Origin of the sequence: Cryobacterium psychrophilum (assembly GCF_004365915.1) — a bacterium.
GTDB classification, from domain to species: Bacteria; Actinomycetota; Actinomycetes; order Actinomycetales; family Microbacteriaceae; genus Cryobacterium; species Cryobacterium psychrophilum.
This window is the reverse complement of record NZ_SODI01000001.1, coordinates 844,679-868,307: the sequence shown is the minus strand read 5'-3', so window position 1 is coordinate 868,307 and position 23,629 is coordinate 844,679. Positions and strand designations below refer to the sequence as shown.

Annotated in this window: 14 protein-coding genes; 11 read left to right on the top strand and 3 right to left on the bottom strand. The window is 68.5% G+C overall.

The window, feature by feature from the left end:
- Positions 1-93: 93 nt before the first annotated feature.
- The 10 genes from EDD25_RS04050 to EDD25_RS04005 all read left to right on the top strand — a co-directional run bounded on the left by EDD25_RS04050 (position 94) and on the right by EDD25_RS04005 (position 19,356).
- Complete coding sequence (locus EDD25_RS04050; RefSeq protein WP_134172147.1) at positions 94-1,305, top strand: DUF4192 domain-containing protein; 1,212 nt, start codon at positions 94-96, stop codon at positions 1,303-1,305.
- 91 nt (positions 1,306-1,396) lie between these two features.
- Entirely contained in the window at positions 1,397-2,527 is a 1,131-nt protein-coding gene (locus EDD25_RS04045; RefSeq protein ID WP_134172146.1) for an FHA domain-containing protein, read from the top strand.
- 49 nt (positions 2,528-2,576) lie between these two features.
- Positions 2,577-3,410, top strand: a complete 834-nt coding sequence (locus EDD25_RS04040; RefSeq protein ID WP_134172145.1) for a PP2C family protein-serine/threonine phosphatase — start codon at positions 2,577-2,579, stop codon at positions 3,408-3,410.
- A 118-nt stretch (positions 3,411-3,528) separates the two neighbouring features.
- Positions 3,529-5,013: a serine/threonine-protein kinase gene (locus EDD25_RS04035; protein WP_134172144.1), complete on the top strand. Its 1,485-nt coding sequence runs from the start codon at positions 3,529-3,531 to the stop codon at positions 5,011-5,013.
- A gap of 16 nt (positions 5,014-5,029) precedes the next feature.
- Entirely contained in the window at positions 5,030-10,975 is a 5,946-nt protein-coding gene (locus EDD25_RS04030) for an Ig-like domain-containing protein (protein WP_134172143.1), read from the top strand.
- Between the two features lie 17 nt (positions 10,976-10,992).
- On the top strand, positions 10,993-11,967 hold the full coding sequence (locus tag EDD25_RS04025; protein ID WP_134175121.1) for an AAA family ATPase: 975 nt from the start codon (positions 10,993-10,995) through the stop codon (positions 11,965-11,967).
- Positions 11,960-13,291 (top strand): DUF58 domain-containing protein, encoded by a 1,332-nt coding sequence (locus EDD25_RS04020; protein WP_241986436.1) that lies wholly within the window; start codon positions 11,960-11,962, stop codon positions 13,289-13,291. The genes EDD25_RS04025 and EDD25_RS04020 overlap by 8 nt, the downstream gene beginning before the upstream one ends.
- Positions 13,288-15,681 carry a transglutaminase TgpA family protein gene (locus tag EDD25_RS04015; protein WP_134172141.1) on the top strand — a complete coding sequence of 798 codons (2,394 nt, stop codon included), beginning with the start codon at positions 13,288-13,290 and terminating at the stop codon, positions 15,679-15,681. Before EDD25_RS04020 ends, EDD25_RS04015 begins: the two co-directional genes overlap by 4 nt.
- The gene (locus tag EDD25_RS04010) at positions 15,678-16,265 is read left to right on the top strand and encodes an FHA domain-containing protein (RefSeq protein WP_134172140.1); all 588 of its coding nucleotides are present in this window, start codon (positions 15,678-15,680) and stop codon (positions 16,263-16,265) included. The genes EDD25_RS04015 and EDD25_RS04010 overlap by 4 nt, the downstream gene beginning before the upstream one ends.
- Before the next feature lie 91 nt (positions 16,266-16,356).
- The gene (locus EDD25_RS04005) at positions 16,357-19,356 is read left to right on the top strand and encodes an ATP-binding protein (protein WP_134172139.1); all 3,000 of its coding nucleotides are present in this window, start codon (positions 16,357-16,359) and stop codon (positions 19,354-19,356) included.
- Here the strand turns inward: EDD25_RS04005 and ald are convergent.
- From ald to gabT, 3 genes are all read right to left on the bottom strand, one after another.
- The gene (gene ald, locus EDD25_RS04000) at positions 19,353-20,468 is read right to left on the bottom strand and encodes an alanine dehydrogenase (protein WP_134172138.1); all 1,116 of its coding nucleotides are present in this window, start codon (positions 20,466-20,468) and stop codon (positions 19,353-19,355) included. The genes EDD25_RS04005 and ald overlap by 4 nt on opposite strands.
- Positions 20,469-20,593: 125 nt before the next feature.
- Entirely contained in the window at positions 20,594-21,586 is a 993-nt protein-coding gene (locus EDD25_RS03995) for an asparaginase (RefSeq protein ID WP_134172137.1), read from the bottom strand.
- An 86-nt stretch (positions 21,587-21,672) separates the two neighbouring features.
- Positions 21,673-23,055, bottom strand: a complete 1,383-nt coding sequence (gene gabT / locus EDD25_RS03990; protein ID WP_134172136.1) for a 4-aminobutyrate--2-oxoglutarate transaminase — start codon at positions 23,053-23,055, stop codon at positions 21,673-21,675.
- A 77-nt stretch (positions 23,056-23,132) separates the two neighbouring features.
- Here gabT and EDD25_RS03985 point away from each other — a divergent pair, with 77 nt between their 5' ends.
- Positions 23,133-23,621 (top strand): OsmC family protein, encoded by a 489-nt coding sequence (locus EDD25_RS03985; RefSeq protein ID WP_134172135.1) that lies wholly within the window; start codon positions 23,133-23,135, stop codon positions 23,619-23,621.
- The last annotated feature ends 8 nt before the right edge of the window (positions 23,622-23,629 follow it).

Genomic DNA, 23,629 nt, shown 5'->3' with positions numbered 1-23,629 from the left:
TAGCGGTTCCTCCCCAGCACGCCACCGACGTGGTTGTGCCCAGAGTGGCCGCCGGCAGCCTTCCTCGGGGGCGACGGCGGCCATTCTGATCGCATGCAGCCGACAATCGTCAAGACCAGCGAAGCATTCGACTTCCTGGCACTCGTTCCCCAGCTCGTCGGGTTTCAGCCCGAGCAGAGCATGGTCCTCGTCGCCTTTCGCGGCAATCGCACCTGTGGTGCACTGCGCTTCAACCTGCCCGAAGCGGATGCCGCCGCGAAGGTGCTGAGACGCATCGCGACAACCCTCATCGGGACCCTGTGCAAGATTCCCGGAGTGGACGCCGTCGTGCCGGTGGCGTACACCGGGGAATCCTTCACCGAGGCGAACGGGATTCCGCAGGAGCGCTTCATGGGCTGCCTCGTGAAACGCGCTGAAATGAGCGGTTTCCTCGTTCGTGATGCCCTGTGCGTTGGCGCCGATGCCTGGGGTTCCTACCTGGACCCGCACTGTCCGGCCTCCGGCCGGTCGCTCGGGTTCATCACGGACTCCCGCGTGCACGAACCCCCTCCGCCGGGTGCGCGGGGGAGCATCGGAACGCTCGCCAGCGGCACGGAACTGCCCAGGGTGTCACCCGCCCAGCGCGAGCGCGTGGCCCGCGAGTACCGCCGCTACGCCGGGCTGCACGCACCGTCGGGTCCTCCCGCGGAGCTCCTGCCCGTGGTGGGTGAGGTTCTTGACTCCGTTGACATCGCCGAGGATGCCCTCACGTGGGATACTGCGGCCCTTCACGCCAATGTCGTGGCCCGGCTCGTGTTCGTTCTGCAGGGCGCAGGCAACAGGGACCAGGTCATGCTGCAATTCGCGTTCGGGCGCGAGGTGGGGGAGAACGCCCGGGCCGTGAACCAGTACTACTGGGCACTCCAGGCGGTGACCGGGCGGGACCTCGATGACCTCGTCATCGAGCAGCACCAGCGGGGTATCAGCCCGGAGGCCGCGGTCATCGGAGACCTCATGCTCGGCCTGACCGATCAACGGCCCGACCCCGAGCGGATCGAACGCGGAATCGCACTGCTCAAGCTTGTGGTCGCGAGCGCGCCGAGACCGACGAGGACTGCACCGTTGTGCATGCTCGCCTGGCTGTCGTGGGCGCTCGGACGCGGCTCGGTCGCCGCGATCTTCATCGACCGGGCGCTCGCGATCGATCCGAGCTACGGAATGGCCGTTCTGCTGCACCGGATGCTGTCGTCTGGCCTTCTCCCCGACTGGGTCTATATGGTGCCCGCCGCTGGTCACGGCGACAGGGGAGAGCCCGGTGCGACGTGATTTTGTCGGGCATTCGGCTCATACTGGTAGTGCAGACTTAAGCGAGAACCGGGGCCGTGCGGCTCCCGGCCGTGCGGAAAGAGGTGGGGGAATGAACGTGGGACGAGTGGGCTGTGCGCTGTGGCCCGGATCCGCGCCGGAGTGGACGTTCATTGTGGGATCTGACCTCCTGGTCGCTCTTCCGGTGGCAACCCCGGCGCATCTCCTGGAAACGCTCCACGGCCGGGCTGAGCGCTCCGGCGCCACGGTCGACGACGTTCTGGCGCTGATTCCGCAGGGCGGCGACGAGGCCGTTGACAGTTTCGCCGTCGTCATCCCGGGGGAGCCGACCGATGCCGACGGCGTGCGGGTATCCGTGGTCGTGCGTGGATCCGTTGTGGTCGATGTGTTCTCGATCGGCGGTTCCCGACGCATCTCGGATGGCGGCGCGTCGCCATGGTGGTCGGGCGACTTCGTCTCCGTCACCGGGATCGCCATCGGGTCCCCGGGGATCGCTCGGGTCAGTCCCGCCGAACTCGAGTCCGGCCAAACGATCGGCCCCGGGGCAATCTCGGGCAGCGCCCTGTTCTGGTCGGCCGAATTCTCATCGGCCCAGTTCTCATCAGTCCAGTCTTCATCGGCCCAGACGGTCGGCCGGGCGGCAGACCCGCAGCACCGAGACGCGCCGATGAACCCGCCCCCGCCATCGTCGACAGCGCAGCCGGGCGACGGTTTCGACGACACGGTCCTGCGCGCGCCGTGGTCTGCGAGCCCGATTACCGCGAATGTCGCCCCGCTTCCCGCCGAGGACACCATTCTTCGGGTGCCGGGCGCATCCGCCAGGGGCGTCGCCCCGGCACGGGAGAACAGCGGGCACCCGGCACCCGAGCAGGCTGATGTTCCGCTCGAACGCTACGGGTTCCGCCTGCCCGACGGGACAGAACGCCGGCTGGACACCGTGTACCTGCTGGGACGGCACCCGCAGCCGACTCGGGTCGGAGCCGGCGGCGCCTCACGACTGATCACCATTGCCTCCCGCACGTCAGCGGTCTCGGCGACGCACCTGGAAATTCGCCAGGATGGCGACTCCGTGGTGGTCACCGACGTCGGGTCCACGAACGGAACAATGGTGTTTCCGGCGCGCGGACGGCGCCAGCGACTTCGCGCGGGACAATCCGTCGCGGTGCGTCCCGGTACACGGGTGGACATTGGGGACGGTAACATCATCGAAGTCCTCCGTTGAACAGGGGCCGGCTCATTCTCTGCAGATTCGACGTTGGAAGGCATCACCCGTGACCCAGATTGGTCAGAGCTCGACGGAATTCACGGTCGAGCTGCCCTCCACCGGCAAGAGCGTAACCCTGGCCTGGTCCGCCCTGACGGATGTCGGTCACCGGCGTGAAGTGAACGAGGACAGCGTGCTCGCCGAATCGCCCATCTTCTCCGTCGCTGATGGCATGGGCGGTCATTCCGCCGGTGATGTTGCCAGCGCGGCCGTCGTGACACGCCTCGCCGAACACGCCGGCAGGCCCGTGCTCGACGCTCCGTCCATCGACTCGGCGCTGAGCCTCGCGGTCGAGGACATGGCGAAGGGCGCTGGCGTCACCGACCAGGGGACCGGTACGACGGTAACCGGCGTCGCTCTCGCCGTGGTCTCTGGAGCGCCGAACTGGATTGCCTTCAACATTGGCGATTCACGTGTGTACCAGCTCAACGCCGGAGTTCTGGAGCAGGTCACAACCGACCACTCCGTCGTTCAGGAACTCTTCGACGCTGGTCGTATCACGCGCGAAGAGGCCGAGGTGCACCCGCACGGCAATATCATCACCCGGGCCGTCGGGTTCCACGAGCCGCCCATTCCCGATTATCGTATTCTGCCCCTGCAGGCGGGAATGCGCATCCTGGTGTGCTCCGACGGTCTCTCCAAAGAGATCACGTCCTACGGGATTCGGCACTTCCTGATGTCGAATCCGCACGCAGCGGATGCCGCGGCGGCGCTTCTGGAGGCGGCGCTGGAGAACGGTGGCCGCGACAACGTGACCGTGATCGTGCTTGACGTTGTGACCGTCAACGACCTCACCGGCACGGCAGATCACTCGACCGATCGGGTGAGCGCAAAAAACTGATCCCTACCGGCGAAAACGGTCGCCGAGTCACCCTACAATGGGGGTCACGGTGCCGTCTCTCGGTGGCGTGGTTCCGGTGAATCGTGACCGGTCTACCTGAAGCGGCGCGGAGGCGATCATGGCACGACGTCTCCCGTCAACGCCGCCGACGCTTCCGGGTTTCACCTACGTGCGGGCTCTCGGCTCCGGTGGGTTCGCCGACGTCTTTCTGTTCGAACAGAACCTGCCTCGCCGCCCCGTGGCCGTCAAGGTTCTGCTCAAAAGTGTGGTGAACGATCAGGTTCGTGATCTCTTCCGCACCGAGGCCAACGTGATGGCCCAGCTCGGCTCGCATCCGTCCATTCTCACCGTTTTTCAATCGAGCGTCTCGGCCGACGGCCGACCGTACCTCGTGATGGAATACTGCTCAGCCAATCTCAGCCAGCGCTACCGAGCGGAGCCGCTGAGCGTGCCAGATGTGCTGCGGATCGGCATCAAGATTGCCAGCGCCGTTGAGAGCGCCCACCGCTCGGGTGTGCTGCACCGGGACATCAAACCCTCCAACATTCTCATTACGGCATATGGGCATCCGGTGCTCTCGGACTTCGGCATAGCGGCCACGCTCGCCGATGCCGAAACGGGCAGCGGAAACGACCTCGGTGCCCGGGACGTGCGCTCAGACGTTGTCGGCCTGTCCATTCCGTGGTCGGCCCCCGAGGTTTTGCACGGCGACGTGCCCGGCTCGATCGCGACGGAGGTTTGGGCCGTCGGCGCCACCCTCTACTCGCTTCTGGCGGGCCGCTCTCCCTTCGAGGTGCCCGGCGGCGACAATGAGACGGCCGGGCTCACGGCACGCATCGCGCGGGCCAGGGTCGCGCCCATCGATCGAGCGGATGTTCCGCCCCGGTTGAACGAGATCCTCGCGCGTGCCATGCGCCGCTCGCCGCAGCAGCGCCAGCAGAGCGTGTTGGAGCTGATCCGGGAGCTGCAATCGGTTGAAGCCGAACTGGGTCTGGCGCAGACACCACTTGAGGTCTCCGTCGATGATTGGGCGGCGGCCACGCCGGTGGACCCGCTGGATCAGACCCGGATCACCGGCCCCGGTGTGCTCGCGGGGGCGGGAGCCGTGCGTCGCCGTTCCGGCGGCTCAGCCCGTGTGGGGGCGATGAGGCGGGAGCGCTCCTCGGCCCGTACCCGAACGGGCCAAACCCGCGGCACGCAAACCCGCGGGCGGCGAGACACATCGTACTCCGGGCGGCGCCGCCCGCAGCGCTGGTCCGGCCTCGCCTGGGCGGCCGGGCTCATCCTCGTGGCGGGAACGGCCGCCATGGTGGTGACGCTGCTCGCCGGTGGCAACACCGCGGGTATCCCACGCGTGAGCGACGTCACCGGCGCGGTACAGGGCGCCTCGATCGTTTTTCAGTGGGAGAATCCCGGTGTGCTCTCCAGCGACAACTATGTCGTCCAGCTGCGCTCGGGAGAGAAGAGCATCCAGCGCGGAACCGAATTCGGTGTTGATCCGGAGGGCCGGAGCACGGTCTGTCTCACCGTGACGGTGAACCGGGCAGGGGCTGCCGGCGAACCCAGCGCAGAGAAATGCGTCGACGCCGCGGTGAATCAGTGAGTTCACGGGTGACCCGGTGAGGTGGGCCTGGGGTCGGACCCATCGCTCGCTGATCGGGACCATCACGAGCGGCACGGTGATCGCGGCACTCGTCGCGACGGTCGCCGTCGTATCCGGCGGGTACACCGCCGAGCGGCTCGACCTCGGCGATGCGGCCGTCTGGGTGACCAACGAGTCCCGCCAATCGGTGGGCCGCGCCAACACCGCCGTCATGGAGCTCAACACCGTCGTCGCCGTCGACAGCAGCAGCATCGACGTGCTGCAACGAGGTGCGACGGTGCTCGTGCTCGACCACGGCAACAGTTCGCTCGAGATTGTCGATGCGGCGACGGCGCAGGTCACCGGGAGCGTGCCGCTTCCCCCGCTCGCGCCGACCGTGCTGCTCGGAGCCGACCGTGCCGTCGTTGCGTCCAACGGAGACATCTGGACACTGCCCGCCGCGGAAATTGCCGATTTCGACGGCTTGTCCGCGCCGACCCTGAGCCTCGGAGCCGGGACGTTGGTGGCGCTCGATCCGGCCGGGCTGCTCACCGCCTTCACCCCTGGCACGGGAAGCCTGCTGCAGGTCGATACGACGACGGCAAACGCTGTCGTGACGACAGTAACGCTCGCGACGACGCTGGCCGGAGAGGCGACCGCCGGCGAGCCAGGCCAAAGATTGGTTGGGGCGGCGGATGACGAGTACGAGGTCTCCAGTGTGGCCGGCAGCTGGGCGCTGCTCAACGCCACCACCTCACACGTCTTCCTCGCCGAGGCAGACGTTGACCTCGGGGTCACGAACAACCCCGTGATCCAACACGCGGCGGCGTCGGCCGACCGGGTGCTCGTGGCGCACGAGGGCGGCCTGCTCTCCGTGAACCTCACTGGCGGAACACCCGAGCCGCTCCTGACGGGACGCCACGGTTCGGCGGCGGCACCGGCATCCGTTGGCGCGTGCGCGTATGCCGCGTGGTCGGACGGGACCGCCTGGCGGGACTGCGACGGCGAACCGGGCGCTGCCGATATGACCGCTGCCGAGATGACCCTGGACGGGATTGCGGCATCCGCCCGGCTGGAATTGCGCATGAACGGTGACGGTGTCGTGCTCAACGACTCCTACAACGGCACCACGTGGGCCGTGCAACGACGTGGCGAGCGCATTGACAACTGGGCCGACCTGATTGACACCGATCAGACCGAGCAGAAGGTGGAGGAGGACAACGGCGATACCCCGCCGACCTTCGAACAGGCGCAGATGCCTCCCGTGGCCGTCGACGACGACTTCGGTGCCCGGCCGGGCCGGGCGACCGTGCTCCCGGTACTGCTCAACGACTATGACGCGAACGACGACGTGCTCCTGGTCACCAGCTTCAGTGAGATCTCTGCGGACCGGGGACGCCTCGAACTCGTCGCCGACAACCAGCAGGTGCAGCTCACCCTGCCGCCTTCGGCAACGGAACCCGTGACGTTCAGCTACGCGATCAGCGACGGTCGCGGCGGAACGGCGTCGGCCTCGGTGACGGTGAGCGTTCGCGGCGTCGAGGAGAACTCCGCGCCCGTTCAGGTGCGCGCCACCCGCGCCACGGCCGAGACATCGGGCCAGGTCGCCGCCCAGGTGCTCGGGGACTGGATCGACCCCGACGGTGACCCGTTCTACCTCGCGTCCGCGGCGGCGACGGCGCCGGACCAGGTCGGCTTCACACCGACGGGAGCGGTGACCTTCACGCACGGCGGAACGGGCAACGCCGACGCCGAGCAGCGCACGGACGTGGCACTGACCGTGTCGGATGGTCGCGACGTGGGCACGGGAACGTTGACGGTGTTCGTGCGGCCTGCGGGCACGGTGCCGATCCTGACCGACTCGTACTCCGCCCTCGCAACCGCGGGCGCCGAGATCACACTGTCACCGCTTGAGCACACGAGGGGCGGTTCGGGTGTGCTGCGGCTGAGCAGCGTTCCCGCCAAACCGAACGTGACGATCACGCCGCGGTGGGATGACGGCACGTTCCGCTTCGTGAGCATGCAGGTCGGCACGCACTACCTCGAATATGCGGTGACGGACGGAACGGAAACGGCGACCGGGCAGGTGCGCGTCGAGGTGTCGGCCGCGGCCTCCGGCGCCAGCACCCCCGTCACCGTGCCGCACACCGCATTCATCCGCGGCAGCCAGCCGACGCTCGTCGACGTGCTCGCGACCGACTTCGACCCGGCCGGCGGCGTCTTGCTGGTGACGGGAACGACGAACATCCCCGCGGACAGCGGCCTGCGGGTGGAAATTCTCGAACAGCGACTGTTGCGGGTGACCCTCACCCAGCCGCTGGCCACCGGCTCGGTGTCCTTCGGTTACCGGGTGAGCAACGGGCTCGTCGAATCCGCTGGCAGCGTCACGGTCATTGAACTTCCCGCGGTGTCGCAGAAGCAGGCCCCGCGCGCACTGCCCGACACGGTGTCGGTTCGAGTGAACGACGCCATCGACATCCCGGTGCTCGCCAACGACGAACACCCCGACGGCGACCCGCTCACCCTTGACCCGGTGCTGACCGAGGGCCTGACCGGCCAGGCCGGGGTGCTCTTCGCCTCGGGCACCGTGCTGCGTTACCTCGCCCCCGCCACGGCTGGCAACTACAGCGCCGTGTACCGGGTCACCGCGCCCGACGGGCAATTCGCCAACGCCGAGGTTCGCATCCTGGTGCGCGAAGCGGATGCCGCGACCAACAACGCGCCGGAGCCCCAGACCGTCGTTGCCCGGGTCCTCGCCGGCGGCACCGTGCACATTCCGATTCCGCTCAACGGAATCGACCCCGACGGCGATTCGGTGCAGCTGATCGGCCAGGAGACCAACCCCGACAAGGGCGCCGTCACGGGCATGGACTCCGAATCGTTCGAGTACACCGCCGGTGAATACTCCGCCGGCACCGACACATTCACCTACGCGATCGTCGATGCGCTCGGCGCCCGCGCCGTCGGAACCGTGCGCGTGGGCATCAGCGCCCGTCTCGACGGTGCCCGCAATCCAATCGCCGCCCCCGACGAGGTCGTCGTGCGCCCCGGCAGCACCGTCTCGGTGCAGGTACTCGGCAACGATTCCGACCCGGACGGTGGCACTCTGAGCATCGTGAGCGTCGAAGCGAGCAACCCGGGAGTCGACTCGGGTTCGGCCGCAATCGACAACCTGGTCGTCGCCGTGACCGCGCCGCAGCGGGAGGGGCGCTACGGATACATCTACGTGATCCAGAACGAACGCGGCGGCACGAGTTCCAACTTCCTCACCGTTCTGGTGAGCAAGGACGCGCCCCGGTCCCAGCCGATCGCGCGGGACACCCGACTCACCCTGAGCGACATTCAGGGCCGCAAGACGGTCGACGTGGACGTGCTCGCCCAGGTATTTTTCGCCGACGGTGCGTCCAGCACCCTTGACGTGGCCGTGCTGCCCGGTTTCACGGACGCGGCCACGGTCACCGAGACCAGGCGCATCCGGGTGAGCGTCGCCGACCGCAGTCAGATCATCCCCTTCTCCGTCACGCACCCCGATGAGTCGAGTATCGTGTCGTACGCCTTCGTCTGGGTCCCCGGTTTTCGCGACGCCCTGCCCCAGGTGCGCAGCGGGGTGCCGGCGCTCACGGTGAAAAGCGAAGCGACCCTGAACCTCACCATCAACGACTACGTGGTCGCGGTCGGTGGCAAGCCGGTGCGACTCACCGACACCGGCACCGTGCGCGCCACCCACTCGGACGGCGCCGCACTCGCCACCTCGCCCACACGACTGGAATTCACCAGTGCCGCTGGATACTACGGTCCGGCCTCCATCTCGTTCGAGGTGACCGACGGTTCGAGCGCGAGCGACCCGGAGGGCCGCAAGAACACGATCGTGCTCCCGATCACGGTGACGCCGAGCGACAACCAGTCGCCCGCCTTCGACGGCGCCGTCCTCGACTTCGAACCGGAACAGACGAAGGTCATCGACCTTCTCAAGCTCACCTCCTACCCGTACCCGAACGACCTCGGGGAACTCGCGTTCACGGTGCTCGACCCGAAACCCGCCGGTTTCACCTCGTCGCTCAGCGGTCACGAGCTCACCCTCCGCGCCGACAGCTCCGCCCTCAAGGGCAGTTCACGTTCCGTCCTGATCGGAGTGCGCGACAGCCTCGCCGAGGGGCGGTCCGGTCGCATCGATATGCGCGTCGTCGCATCCACCCGACCCACCGCCATCCCGGCAGCGGATGCCGCCGTCGCGCCACGCGGGCAGACCACCGTCGTTGACGTGCTCGCCAACGACGAGGCGGCAAACCCCTTCCCCGCGACTCCGTTGCGCGTGGTGGACGTGCGTGGCCTCGGCGGAGCCAACGTTCCGCCGGGGGTCACGATCACCCCGAGCACCGATTCCAGCCGGCTCAGCATCCGTGTGTCCGCGGACGCGGCGCCCGTTGACACGAACCTGCAGTACCAGGTGGCGGATGCCACGGGCGACCCCGACCGCTACGCCTGGGGCACCGTACGCATCTCGGTCCAGGACGTGCCGGAGGCCGTGACCAACGTCAGCGTCGGTGGTTTCGGGGACGGTTCCCTCACGGTGTCGTTCACTGCCGGTGCCGCGAACAACTCACCGATCACCGGTTATCAGCTCGTGCTCCGTGACGCCGGCTCCGGTGCGGTCGTGGGGACGACACTGTGCCACGCCACGTCGTGCCAGGTCTTCACCCGCGGAAATGGACGCGACAACGCCGTGCGGGTGTCGGTCACCGCGCAGAACGCGATCGGGGCGTCCGCTTCCACCACCCTGCGCGGCGACGTGTGGTCCGACGTCGTTCCGGGAGCACCGACCGGCCTGGCCGCCGCGCCGCTCGACGGGGGGCTTCGCCTCAGCTGGGGTGCGGTGTCGCCGGGCGGTGGCGGCACGGCCATCCGCGGCTATGTGGTGACCGTTGGCGGGAAGACGCAACCGGAGGTCAGTGCCACCGGGGCGCGGTGCGCGACGGCGGCGCGGTGCAGTATCGACGTGAGCGGCCTGTCGAATGGCGCAAACGTCGAATTCACCGTGAGTGCCCGAAACGACGCGTTACCCGAACTCTCCAGCTGGACCGTCGCCCGCGGCACCGGCAAACCCTATGGACCACCGCAGGCGACCAGCATCGTGGCGTCGGGAAGCGACGCCACCGGAACGGTGACCGTGTCGTGGAGCCCCTTCCCCAACTCCGGCGATCCGGTGGCCGGCTACGTCGTACAGCGGATCACCGGCAACCGGGCGCCGTCGGGAGCGCAGGCGTGCTCTGTCACGTCCCCGGCCCCCGGCACGGTGACGGCCCCGGTCGAGGGGGGAGCCGTCGACGCCCAGCTCACAGTCTCCGGCACCTCGACCTCGGCACAGTTCGAGGGGCTCAGCGGCAACAACGGACGCTACTCCTTCGTGGTCTGGGGCTACAACCGTGCCGGATGCGCCGTGTCCCAGGTGGCCTCCGCCGTGATCCGCGCTGACCCCGCCGGCGCCCCCCTCGTCACGGGGACCATGCGTTCCCACGGTACGGCGTGGGATTACCAGGTCACCGCGGGCGTCGTCGTCGGTGCTGACCGATACGAGCTGCGGTCCGCGGACGGCACCGGTGCGATCGTCGCCTTCAGCGGCACGGGCTGGCCCAGGGAGCTGCTCGGCGGCGCCTTCGGGGACACCGTCTCGGTGGAAATTCGCGCGTGCAACGTCTGGGGCGGCTGCGGTCCGTGGGCTGCGCCGGCGACCGCACCGGAGGCATCCATCACCCGCGTCGTGGGCGGAGTCGCCTACGACGCCGCCACCGGCCGGTTCTCGTGGACCAACGACCCGCCCAATGGGTCGATTCCGGCCAGCTACGCCTGCTCGGTGCGTGAGACAACCGGCGAGCCCACCTCCGCCGATTCTTCGAACACCTGCACCGTGCCGGGGGCGCCGGCTGCCGGCACCGTGCGGCTGACGGTGACCGTGAACACTCACAGCTACGACTACGACGAATGAACGAGAGAGACCTCCCCATGACGATGATCCCCGAGCAGGCCACCCAGTTCGCCGACGCCTTCGACCGGCTCGTGAGCGGCGTGGAAGACGTGGTTCTCGGCAAGAACCACGTCATTCGCCTCGCGTTCACGGCGCTGCTCAGCGAGGGCCACCTTTTGCTCGAGGATGTTCCGGGCACCGGCAAGACGTCGCTCGCCCGCGCGATCGCGCAGAGCGTGCGGGGCACGAGCAACCGCGTGCAGTTCACGCCCGACCTGCTGCCGGGGGACATCACCGGCGTGAGCATCTACGACCAGCGCCATGGCGCGTTCGAGTTTCACCGCGGACCCATCTTCGCCAACATCGTGCTCGCTGACGAAATCAACCGGGCCAGCCCGAAGACCCAATCGGCGCTGCTGGAGGTGATGGAGGAGGGACAGGTGACAACGGATGGCGTGACCCACCAGGTTGGAACGCCCTTCATGGTCATCGCCACGCAGAACCCCATCGAACAGGCCGGAACCTACCGGCTTCCCGAAGCGCAGCTCGATCGCTTCATCATGAAGTCCTCGATCGGTTACCCCGACCATGCCTCCATGATTCGCATCCTCGACGGCGCCGGTCATCGCGCGCACGAGGTGACCGTGGCGCCCGTGCTCACCGCCGAAACCGTTGTCGAGCTCGCGGCCCTCGCCCGCACCGTGTTCGTGGACCCGAGCATCACCGACTATGTCTCCCGGCTGGTCGACGCCACCCGCACCGCCCCTGAGGTGCGTCTCGGGGTGAGCGTGCGGGGCGCCCTCGCGCTCATTCGCACGGCCAAGACCCTCGCGGCGGCCAACGGTCGCCACTACGTCATTCCCGACGACGTGAAGGTTCTCGCCGAACCCGTGCTCGCGCACCGCCTGCTGCTCGACCCGGAAAGCGAATTCGACGGCGCAACGGCCTCGCAGGTCATCGCCCAGATCGTCGTCGAGACGCCCCCGCCGAGCGAACGAGCGCATCGTGACTGACACCCTCACGAACGCTCGGACGCGCGGCGTCGCTGCGCCGGCCGCACCGGAGGGGCGCCTCGCCGGTGTCATTGCCGCGGCGCTGCACCGGTCACGGTCGACGCGCCTCCGGCTCGGGAGGGCGTTTCGGGTCGTGCGGGCCGTTGTCACCCCGCTCGGCTGGAGTCTCGCCGCCACGGTGAGCCTCGCCTTCCTCGGCGGATACCTCGCAGGGTGGACGGAACTCGTCGTGATTGCCTGGACCGGCCTGACGCTCTGCCTGATGGCTCTCGCCTACCTGCTCGGACGCACGAAGTACGCCGTTTCCCTGAGCCTGGGCACGCGCCGGGTCGTGGTCGGTGACCCCGTCACCGGGCGGGTTGTCATCGAGAACCCTGCCCGCCGGCGCCTGCCAGCGGTGCGTGTTGAGGTTCCGGTTGGCTCGGCGTTGTCGGTCATCCCGATGCCGAGCCTTGGCCGTCTGGCGCGTTTCAGTCACGACTTCGTCGTGCCGACCCGGCGCAGGGGACTGGTGACCGTGGGGCCGGTGCGCACGGTTCGCGCCGACCCGATCGGGCTCGTGCGCAAAGAACTGGTGTGGGCCGAGAAGATCGAGCTGCGCGTTCACCCGCGCACCATCTCCATCCCGGCCACGAGCACCGGGCTGATTCGCGACCTCGAAGGCAACCCCACGCGCGATCTCACCACCAACGACGTGTCCTTCAACTCCCTGCGTGAATACGTTCCGGGGGACGAGCGCCGCAGCATCCATTGGAAGAGCACAGCCAAAACCGGCACGCTCATGGTGCGGCAGTTTGAGGAGACCAGGCGCAGCGAACTGATGGTCGTCCTGGGACTCAGAGACGCTGAATGCGCAACGGATGATGAGTTCGAGCTGGCCGTGAGTGTGGCGGGGTCGCTCGGGGTGCGGGCCATCCGCGACGACCGTACTGTCTCCGTGTCGGTGAGCGCGCTCACCCCTCCCTACGCGCTGCGCCAGGTCACGGCCATGCGGAGCCTCAGCACGGTGACCCGCAATCGGTTGCTCGACGACCTCAGCATCATTGAACGACACCCCGCTGCGCTTCCCCTCGCCGACGTCGCCGGCCTGGCCTCCGACGCGGTGAACGGAATCTCGGTCGCCTTCCTGGTGTGCGGTTCCACGGTCACCGCACGCCAGCTGCGGGCCGCGGCGAACCGCTTCTCCGCCGGCGTCGAGGTCGTCGCCGTGGTGTGCGAACCGGAGGCGGTACCCAGCTATCGCCGCATGGGTGAGCTCAGCGTGATCACGATCGGGTTCCTCGATGACCTGCACAAGAGCCTCGCACGAACGAAGGCCGCATGAGTGTGCCGGAGCGTGCGGCCGCAGGAACCGGCGAGTCGCCCCGGCGGACGGCGCGCGCGTGGGTGCGTCCACGCCGGCGCCTCGTAGCCGGGCACACGCTCGCACTGCTCCTGGCGACCATCGCGGCATCCGTCACTCTCTGGCCCGTCTACCAAAGCCGCCACTTCGTCGTCGCGGTTCTCGGGGCGTTCGTCGTCGGTGCCCTCATCGCGGTCGGCGGAGCTTTTTTTCGATGGCAGGCCTGGATCGTCATGCTCGCAACCCTCGCCGGGTTCCTGCTCGTTGGCGTTCCCCTGGCCGTACCCGGCCGGGCCGTTGCCGGCATCTGGCCCTCGGCCGTCGGCCTCGTCGAACTCCTGGCCGCCAGCGCGCTGAGCTGGAAGCAACTCGTCACGATCGTGCTCCCGGTGGGTTCCTACCAAACGCTGCTCGTTCCCGTGCTCATTCTTGTTCTCGTCTCCACCGTGGCGGGGCTGTCCACGGCGCTGCGCTCCCGCGTGCCCGAACGCGCCGTTCTCGCGCCTGCCCTGTTCTTTCTCGCCGGCATCGTGCTCGGGCCCACGGCCCCGTTCTCACCGGTTCTCTCCAGCCTCGGTTTCTTCGCCGTTGTGCTCGGGTGGCTGCTGTGGATGCGCCGCAACCGGCGAGCGTCGAACCGCGGATTTTCGGGGCAGGGGAGGCAAACCCGCCACGAGCACCGTTCCGGCGCGCGAACCATGATGAGCGCCGCCGCGCTCATCATGGTCGCCGTTTCGGTGGGCACGGTGGCCGCGATTGCCGCGCCCGCCACCACGGAGCGGGACGTGCTGCGAGCCCGGGTACAGCAGCCCTTCAACCCGCAGGACTACGCGAGTCCGCTGAGCGAATTCCGCAGTTACCTGCAGCCGGCCCTCGCCGACGAGACCCTGTTCGAGGTGACGGGGCTGCCGCGCGATGGTCGCTTGCGCCTGGCCACCCTCGACGGCTACGACGGGATCGTCTATTCCGCGGGAAACGCCGTGACCCGCAGTGCGGCCGGATCGTTCACTCGGCTGCCCTACCGGCTGGACCAGAGCCAGGTTGCGGGGGAACCGACGGTTCTCTCGGTGACGGTCGACGGGTACACGGGCCGGTGGGTGCCGGGGATCGGGCAGCTCGAACAGATCGAGTTCGGTGGCGCGACCGCGCTCACCCGGTCGGACGCGTTCTTCTACAACGACATCGGCGCATCCGCCGCCGTGCTCACCGGGCTGATTCGCGGGGATTCGTACCGCAGTGAGTCCGTGACACCGCCGCGGGTGTCTGACCTCTCCGCCCTGCGCCCCGGCTCGGCCGTTCAGCCGCCGGTGGGTGTCGTTCCCGACGGGCTCGTCCTGGCCCTTGACGGGTATATCAGCGCCGACGCCGCACCGGGGGCGCAACTGCAGCAGGCGCTTGATGGTCTCGCGAGCGACGGCTATGTCAGTCACGGCCTCGGAGCGGATGAGCCGCTCAGCCGCTCCGGGCACGGTGCCGATCGCATCACCCAACTCTTCACCGATGTGCCCATGCTCGGTGACGAGGAGCAGTATGCGGTCGCCGCCGCACTCATGGCACGGCAGATCGGTTTTCCGGCGCGCGTCGTCGTTGGTTTCGCCCCGCAGACGGATGCCGGCGGCTCCGACGCGGTTCGTGTCACTGGATCCGACGCTTCGGCGTGGCTCGAGGTGCAGTCGAGCACGGACAATTGGGTGACGATCGATCCGACGCCGACGGTGCGGGACATTCCAGCGAACCAGCCCGATGAGCCGACCGTCGTCTCGCGGCCGCAATCCGTGCTCCCACCGCCGGTCGTTGACACACCCCAGCAGCGCGACCCGGCCCCGGCCGAACGCGCGGTGGAGGAGCCGGTCGTTCCGCTCAGCCCCCTGCTCGCCTTTCTGCTCGCTGCCGCTGTCGCAACCGGATGGACAGTGCTCGGGCTGCTCGTGGTCCTGTCCCCGGTGCTGTTCGTGGTTGCGGCCAAGGCACGCCGGCGCCGGCTGCGACGCACGGGGCCGACGCCGCTCGCCCGGATCAGTGGCGCCTGGCGTGAATTCGCCGACGCGGCAACGGACCGGGCCGTTCCCCTGCCGGCGAACGCCACCCGGCTGGAACTGGCCGCAGCCGTGGACGCCATCGCAGCGCCCCTCGACGGTGCCCACACGCGTGAGGACGCCCACGTCCTCGCCAGGGCCGTTGACCGCGCCGTGTTTTCTCCCGTCACTCCGTCGGCGGCCGACGCCGACGCGGTGTGGGACCGCGTCGATGACCTGCGCCGAGGGTTCGGGGCCGGCCGCACTCGGAGGGAACGCCTGCGGGCGGTCATCTCGCTTCGATCGTTCAGTCGGTACGCTGGAGGAAAAGCGCAGAGGGAAGGAGCAGGCTCGTGACGTGCCAGATTTGTGGGGTGATCCTGCCGACCGGAGCCATGTTCTGCGGCGAGTGCGGCAGCTCACGTACCGCGACACCCCTCACTCGCAAGCGCCCCGATCCGCGGCCGAACGATACGACCATCATCGCCCCGCTGCCGCCCCGGTCCACGGTCGTATCGGTTCCCGTTGACACCGATGTTGCGCCGGCAAAGGGGCGGCCCCCGATGCGGCCAGAGACGGTGCAGAGCGGCGCGACCTCGGTACCGGGCTACCTGCCGGTCGGCTTCGTGTTGCAGTTCAGCACCGGCGAAACCGTTTCCGTGCGCGGCTCGGGTTTGATCGGCCGCCGGCCCATGCCCCAACCGGGCGAGGCCTTCGACGTGCTGCTCCCCATAGCGGATGTCGGCATGTCGGTGTCCAAGACGCACCTGGAATTCGGTCAGCACGAGGGGGAATTCTGGGTCAATGACCGGTTCTCCGGCAACGGCACCGTGCTTCGCCGTCCCAACGAGGCTCCCGTGCGGTGCGAGCCCGGTCGACGCTATCGAGTGCTGCGGCGCTCGCGGGTCGAAATGGCCGACCAACACTTCACCGTGAACTGACCCGCTCCTCCACCGCTGCCGCGCTCGGGCACTTGTGCGCCGGTTCGCCAGAATCCCCGCGCACCATCCCGGCGGGTGCTGTGCTGGCGGGGTGATTCTCCCCGATGAAACCCTCACCGTGCCGCCCCGGCCGGCGTCACCGCCGCCGCCGGTCTTTCCCCTGCTCGCGACGCTCGCTCCCCTCGGCGTGGCCGCCCTCATCTGGTTCGTGACCGGCTCGGCCTTCGCGCTGATCTTCGCCGTCCTCAGTCCCGTGATCGCCGTCGCGAGCATGTTCGACGCGCGGCGCACCCAACGCAAACGGGCGACACGGGACGCCGCGTCCTACGCCACGGCGCTTGACGAGCTGCGGGAGAGCGTCGCCGAGCGCCTCGACAGTCGGCGCCGCTCGCTTGGGCAGCAGACACCATCGGTCGCGTGCATCCTCGCCGAGCCGACCGGGACCGGGCGCTGGCGGCGGTCAGGCGCAACGATCCTCAGTCTCGGGCTCGGCACGATCAACAGCGACGTGCGGCTCTCGGTCGGAGCAGCACCCGGTGAGCAGCGCGAACTGCGGCGCTGGGCTGCGACCCTCCCGGACGCCCCGATCACGGTCGACGCACGCGGCGGAATTGGGATCGTCGGCCCACCGGCCCTCGCTCGCGCGGTGGCCAGGTGCGTCGTGGTGCAGTTGTGTTTCGCGCTGCCGCCGGGTGAATGCACGGTCGCGTCGATACCGTTGGCCGGGTGGGAGTGGGCCGCGTCGCTGCCGCACAGCCAGGGCCCCGGTCGGCCCGGCACACGGTATTCCATCGTGGTCGCGGCGCCACCGTGCGCCGCGCGTCCTGAACGGGTGCCCGTGACCGGCGGTGTGGACCCCTCGCCCGACGCGCTCGTGATCAGCCTCGCTGAGCGTGTCGGCGACCTGCAGCCGGGCTGCGCCACCGTGGTGCGGGTACATGGACCCAGACGCGCCGTGCTCGCGGCGTCACCGCTGCACGCCGTCGGACTCGAATTCCAACCCGAACTCGTCTCGGCCGAGGCCGCCCTTCGCTTTGCCGCCGACGCAACGGAGCAGGCCCTCGCATTCGGACTTGGGCCATGGCAGGAACAGCTTCCTTCCGCGGTCACCCTCAGCGAGATCGGACGATTTCGCACGACGGAGGTCGGGGCAGGAGCTCCCGCGTCGCTCGCCTGCCTCCTCGGCCGCGGCGACGCCGGTGGCCTCGTCGTCGACCTGGTGAGAGGCGGTCCACATGCCGTTGTGGGGGGAACCACCGGCAGCGGCAAGAGCGAGTTGCTCGTCACCTGGGTCACGGCACTCGCCGGCAGCTATTCCCCGGCCCAGGTGACGTTCCTCCTGGTCGATTTCAAGGGGGGAGCAGCCTTCGGGCCCCTGCAGTCATTGCCGCACTGCGTGGGCCTCATCACCGACCTCAACGCCACGGCCGCATCCAGGGCGCTATCGAGCCTCGCGGCAGAACTGCGTCACCGGGAGGGTGTGCTGGCCGCCGCCCACGCGACCGACGTCACGGATCCCCGGCTGTCCCGCGGGCCAGGGAGCCTCTCCCGGCTCGTCATTGTGGTGGACGAATTCGCCACCATGATCAATGCCTTCCCCGAACTGCACGCCCTGTTTGTGGACATTGCCGCCCGTGGGCGCTCACTCGGGGTGCATCTGATCCTGTGCACGCAGCGTCCGGCAGGGGTGGTGCGAGACGCGCTCCTGGCCAACTGCAGCCTGCGGCTGTCGCTCAGGGTCAACAACGCGGCCGACAGCCATGCCGTCATCGGAACGGATGCGGCAGCCACGCTCCCGGCGGATCTGCCGGGCCGCTGCCTGATCGCGGTCTCGTCCGGGGAACCGAGCCTGTGCCAGATTGCCACGACCCAGCCGCAGGATATTCGCGCCGCCGCCGGGAACACCTCGCCAGGGCCAGACCCGGCAGGAGGCGAGGTAACGCCGGGGCCCCGTCGGCCGTGGCTTGATCCGCTCCCGAGCACGGTCACCGATGTCGATTGTGTCGGTACCGACGACACCGCGGCGCCGGAGACCAGGGAAGATTTTCTGCTGGGGCTGCTCGACGAGCCGGAGCGGCAGCGGTATCGGGTGGCGCGCTGGAACCCGGGCCGCGACGGTCACCTGCTCGTCGTGGGCGGCGCCGGGTCCGGCAAGAGCACCCTGTTGGGGACGCTCCTGGCGCAGCGCGACCGGATGCCGGTCGACCTCGTGCCGGCCGATGTGGAGGGCACATGGGATGCGCTGGATGAGGCCTGCCGTGAGGTGCAGGGTACTGCCGGGCGCCCCGCCCGGGTGCTGCTGCTCGATGACTTCGATTCGGTGTGTGCCCGGTGGGAGACGGAACACCGTCTCGCCGCGCTGGAGATGATGACGACCGTGCTCCGTGACGGTCCGGCCCGCGGACTCATCGTCGTGGTTGCGGTGCAGCGTCTCGCCGGGGCGGTGAATGGCCTCACGGCGCTCTGCGCAAACCTGCTGCTCCTGAGAATGCCCAACGCGCAGGAGCACGTGGCCGCGGGAGGACAGTCAGCCCAGTTCGATGCGTCCCTCCCTCCCGGTGGGGGCCGCTTCCGCGGGCTGCGCGTGCAGCTGCTCGTTCCCCGGCCCTGCACGGCGCCACCCACCCTGCCCGCCCTGCCCGCCCTGCCCGCCCTGCCCGCGCAGCTCGACGACGATGCGGCACTGTTGGTGGTCTCCTCCTCACCCGCCCGCACCGCGGCACTGTGGCGCAGTGTGCGGGCCGGTCGTACCGAGGTTATTGACCTCACCGGTGCGTCAACGCTCCCGGTTTCCGACCGGCTCGAGATCATCGAAGGCAGGAACCCGCGGGTGGTGATCGGAGACGCCGACGCCTGGCAGACCCAGTGGGCGCTCCTGGCCGCACTGCGGCCGGGGACGGCGATGGTTTTCGACGGCTGCAGCCTGGGAGATTTTCGGGTCATCGGCCGTCGCCGGGACGTGCCGCCGGCGCTCGCGCCGGGCCGCGGGCACGTGTGGGTGCTGCGCCCCGACGGGTCGGTCGTTCGAGCCTCAATGCCAGCGGACTCCGGGCCGGCGGTCGCCCCGGGAAGCACCCCCGCCGCTCGCTAAGCGAGCACGTCCGCGAGCGCGCGGTGTTCGAGGCCGTGTGCGCTCGCGACGGGAGCGCTCACGACCGTGCCCGAGAAGGTATTGAGCCCGAGCGCGAGGGGAGCATCCCAGCGCAGGGCCTCTTTCCAACCGAGGTTCGCAATGGCACGAACGTAGGGCAGCGTTGCGTTCGTGAGCGCGTACGTCGAGGTGTGCGGAACCGCGCCGGGCATGTTCGCGACGCAGTAGAACAACGACCGGTGCACGGTGAACGTCGGGTCGGCGTGAGTCGTCGGGTGGGAGTCGGCGAAGCATCCGCCCTGGTCGACGGCAATGTCGACCAGAACACTTCCCGGCCGCATACGGGAGACGAGTTCGTTGCTGACCAGCTTGGGTGCGCGGGCCCCGGGGATGAGGACGGAGCCGATCACAAGGTCCGCCTCGATGACGGCCTTGTCGATCTCGAAGCTGTTCGACGCGATGGTCTTCACCCGACCGAAGTAGAGGGCATCCAGTTCGCGCAGCCGGAACAGATTCGTATCGAGGACCGTCACGTCGGCACCGAGGCCGAGGGACACCTGCATCGCCGCGGTTCCGGCGACACCCCCGCCGAGCACCGTGATGCGAGCCGGTTGCGTGCCCGGAACGCCGGGCACGAGCAGCCCCGGCCCGCCGTTGGGCTTGAGCATGGCATTGGCGCCCACGATGGGCGCTAGTCGACCCGCTACCTCGCTCATCGGTGCGAGCAGGGGCAGGGCACGGGATGGCAGCTGTACCGTTTCGTAGGCGATTGCCGTCACCCCGGCGGCGAGCAGTGCCTGGGTGAGCTCGCGCTCGGCCGCGAGGTGCAGGTAGGTGAAGAGCAACAGGTCGGGGCGAAAATGGCCGTACTCGCTGGGAATCGGCTCCTTCACCTTGAGCAGCAGGTCTGCCGCGGCCCACGTGCTCACGGCATCCGGCAGAATGATGGCGCCGGCAGCGGTGTAGGCCGCGTCCGTGATGGACGAACCCAGTCCGGCGCCGGACTGTACCAGTACCTCGTGGCCGTTCGCGGTGAGTTCATGAACCCCGGCGGGGGTGATGGCCACTCGAAACTCGTTGTTCTTCACTTCGGTGGGGATGGCAACCTTCATGGTGCTCCTTAGTTCGCAGGTATCGCCGGGGGACAACGCTGTCCCTGACTGAGACCAAGGTATCCCCGCGGCCGCCTGCGCGCCGGGTGAATGTTCGTGGGGTGCCTGTCTGCGGGGGGAATCAACTACGTGTAGCTGGGGCGGATCGAGCCGACCGGCCGGCCGCCTCCGCTGACCACGAGGGAGAGCTCGGGGATCAGGGCATCGACGTCCGCCCGGGAAATCGCGCCAGCATCCGCCAGCAGGCTCAGGGCCACGACCGTCGCGGCACGCAAGTTGCCGTCGAGAATCTTCAGTGCCACCGTCATACCGTTGTCGGCAGAGGCGACCATGACTCCCTCGGCGCCGCCCTTGATGAACAGTCCGAGCCGGTCGATCACGATGCTGTCGGAGAGACCGGGGCCGGCCACGACCCAACCGTTCTCCCGAACCGCCTCGGCCAGGAAGCCGGCCTCGCGGTAGATCGCGAACGGGGAGTTCGACTTCGATGTGGCGATGCGGGCAACGCCACGTGCCAGGCCGGTGAGCGTCAGGGCGTGCACGGGGGTTCCGCAGCCGTCGATCCCCGAAGCCGCCGGGCGCTCACCCGTGAAGCGTTCGACGACATCGAGAACGCGCTTCTGCAACGGATGCTCCGGGTCGAGATAACCGGTCAGCGACCAGCCGTTCTGCACGCACGCCACCAGCATCGCGGCGTGCTTGCCGGAGCACTCCATGTACACGGCGGACTTGCCGGCCCCGAGGCGCACGAGCGTGTCCCTGGACGCCGAGTCGATCGGCCATGCGGCCGGGCAGCCGAGGGCTGACTCGTTGATGCCGGCGCGGGCGAGCAGGCCACGCACGAGGTCAGCGTGCTTCTGCGTTCCACTGTGACTGGCCGTCGCGATTGCCGCGTCTTCGCCCCGGAGGGTGACGCCGCTGGACATGACCGCGATGGCCTGGAACGGTTTCAGTGTCGACCGCGGAAAGATCGGTGTCTCGATGTCGCCGAGCGCCCGCAGCACCTCACCGTTGGAGCCCAACACCACTGCCGAACCCGCATGCCGAGACTCGACAAAGCCGCTGCGTTCAACAACGGCGAGCTCGACCGCATCGGTGATGGTGAAGGTTTCTGACACGGTGTTGCTCCTGGCTGGTTGCCGTCGGAGCTGACCAGGGGTCAGCTCCGACGGAATCGGACTGCGTGCGGGATGGCGCGTCTGGTTTAGAGCGCAGCCATCGCGTCGTCGATCACCGAGAGGGCATCGGTGATCAGCGCATCGGTCAGCGCTAGGCTCGGCAGGAAGCGCAGAACGCTCCCGTAGGTGCCGGCGGTGAGCAACAGCACTCCGTGGGCCGCCGCGTACGCGGAGATCGCGGAGACGGCCGCAGCGTTCGGGGCCTTCGTTGTGTCACCGGTTCCGGGCTGCACGAGCTCGATGGCGATCATGGCGCCGCGTCCGCGAATCTCACCGATGATGTCGTACTTGTCCTTCAGCACGGTCAGGCCGGCGGTGAGGGTCGCACCGATCCGCTCGCCCTCGGCGAGGAGGTTGTTCGCCTCGATTGCCTCGAACACGGCGACGGCCGCCGCGCACGACACGGGGTTACCACCGAACGTGCCACCAAGGCCGCCGGGCTGGGAGGCGTCAAGGATCTCGGCGCGGCCGGTGACGGCGGCGAGCGGGAAGCCGCCGGCGATGCCCTTGGCCGAAAGAACGAGGTCAGGGACCCAACCGAAGTGCTCGCTCGCGAAGTACTTTCCGGTGCGGCCCATTCCGCTCTGAATTTCGTCGGCGATCATGACAACACCGTTGTCGGTGCACCAGGACTGCAGGGCAGGAAGATAACCGTCGGCGGGAACCATGAAGCCGCCCTCACCCTGGATGGGCTCGACGACGAGGCACGCGAGGTCCGTCGCGCCGACGACCTTCTCGAGGTAGGCGATGGTACGGGCCGCAGCATCCGCACCGTTGAGGCCGTCGTGATACGGGTAGGAGCTCGGCGCGTGGTACACGTCGCTGGCGAGGGGACCGTAGCCGGTTGCGTACGGGGCAGCCTTGTAGTTCATGGCCATCGTGAGCACGGTGCGACCGTGGTACGCGTGGTCGAGCACGGCAACGGCACGGCGGCCAGTGTACTTGCGCGCGATTTTCACGCCGTTCTCCACGGCTTCGGCGCCGGAGTTGATGAGCACGGACTTCTTCGGGAAGTCACCGGGGGTGTGCTCGGCGAGCAGCTCGGCGACGCGAATGTATTCCTCGTAGGGCGTCACGGTGAACAGGGTGTGGATGAAGTCTTCGGTCTGGGTGACGGCCGCGGCGACGACGCTGGACTCGGTGTGGCCGATCGTGGTCACTCCGATGCCGGCGCCGAGGTCGATGAACTGGTTGCCGTCAACGTCGACGACGATGGCGCCGTTGGTCTTCTTGATGTACACGGGAAGCATCGAGGTGACACCACTGGAGACGACGCTCAGGCGCCGGGCATGCAGCTCGGTCGATTTGGGGCCGGGGATCGCGGTCACAATCTTGCGTTCTTGCGGCACCGTATAGGTGGTCGACGTAGCGGAGGAGGAGGCGGGCGCAGCGGCGAGAATGTCAGTCATGATGGTCCCACTTTACCGACCCATTGCCGGATGAAGCTGAAGGGTCTGCAAGAATCTTTCACAAGCGAAGGAGACGCATGAACGGAGTGCATGATTATGCGGTGCGGGTCGAGTGGACGGGTAACCGCGGCACCGGCACAAACCATTACAAGGCCTACGGACGCGATCACCTGATCTCACCGGCCGGGCGGGCATCCGCTGCGAAGCCGTCGATCAGCGGATCATCCGACCCCACCTTTCACGGCGACAATGACCGGTGGAACCCCGAGGAGTTGCTGCTCGCCGCGCTCAGCCAGTGCCACCTGCTCTCGTACCTGCACGTGGCCGCGCGTAACGGCGTCACCGTGACCGCCTACACGGATGCCCCGGTCGGCACGATGGAACAACTCACCGGGGGCGGGGGGCACTTCACGACGGTCACCCTCCGCCCGCGCGTCACCATTGCCGATCCCGCGCAGGTCGACCTCGCGCAGTCGCTGCACGCCGAGGCCGCTCGCGAGTGCTTCATCGCGGCCTCCGTCAACTTTCCCGTCGGCCACGAGCCGGAGACGCTTCCCGCACCGTAGCCGACCAG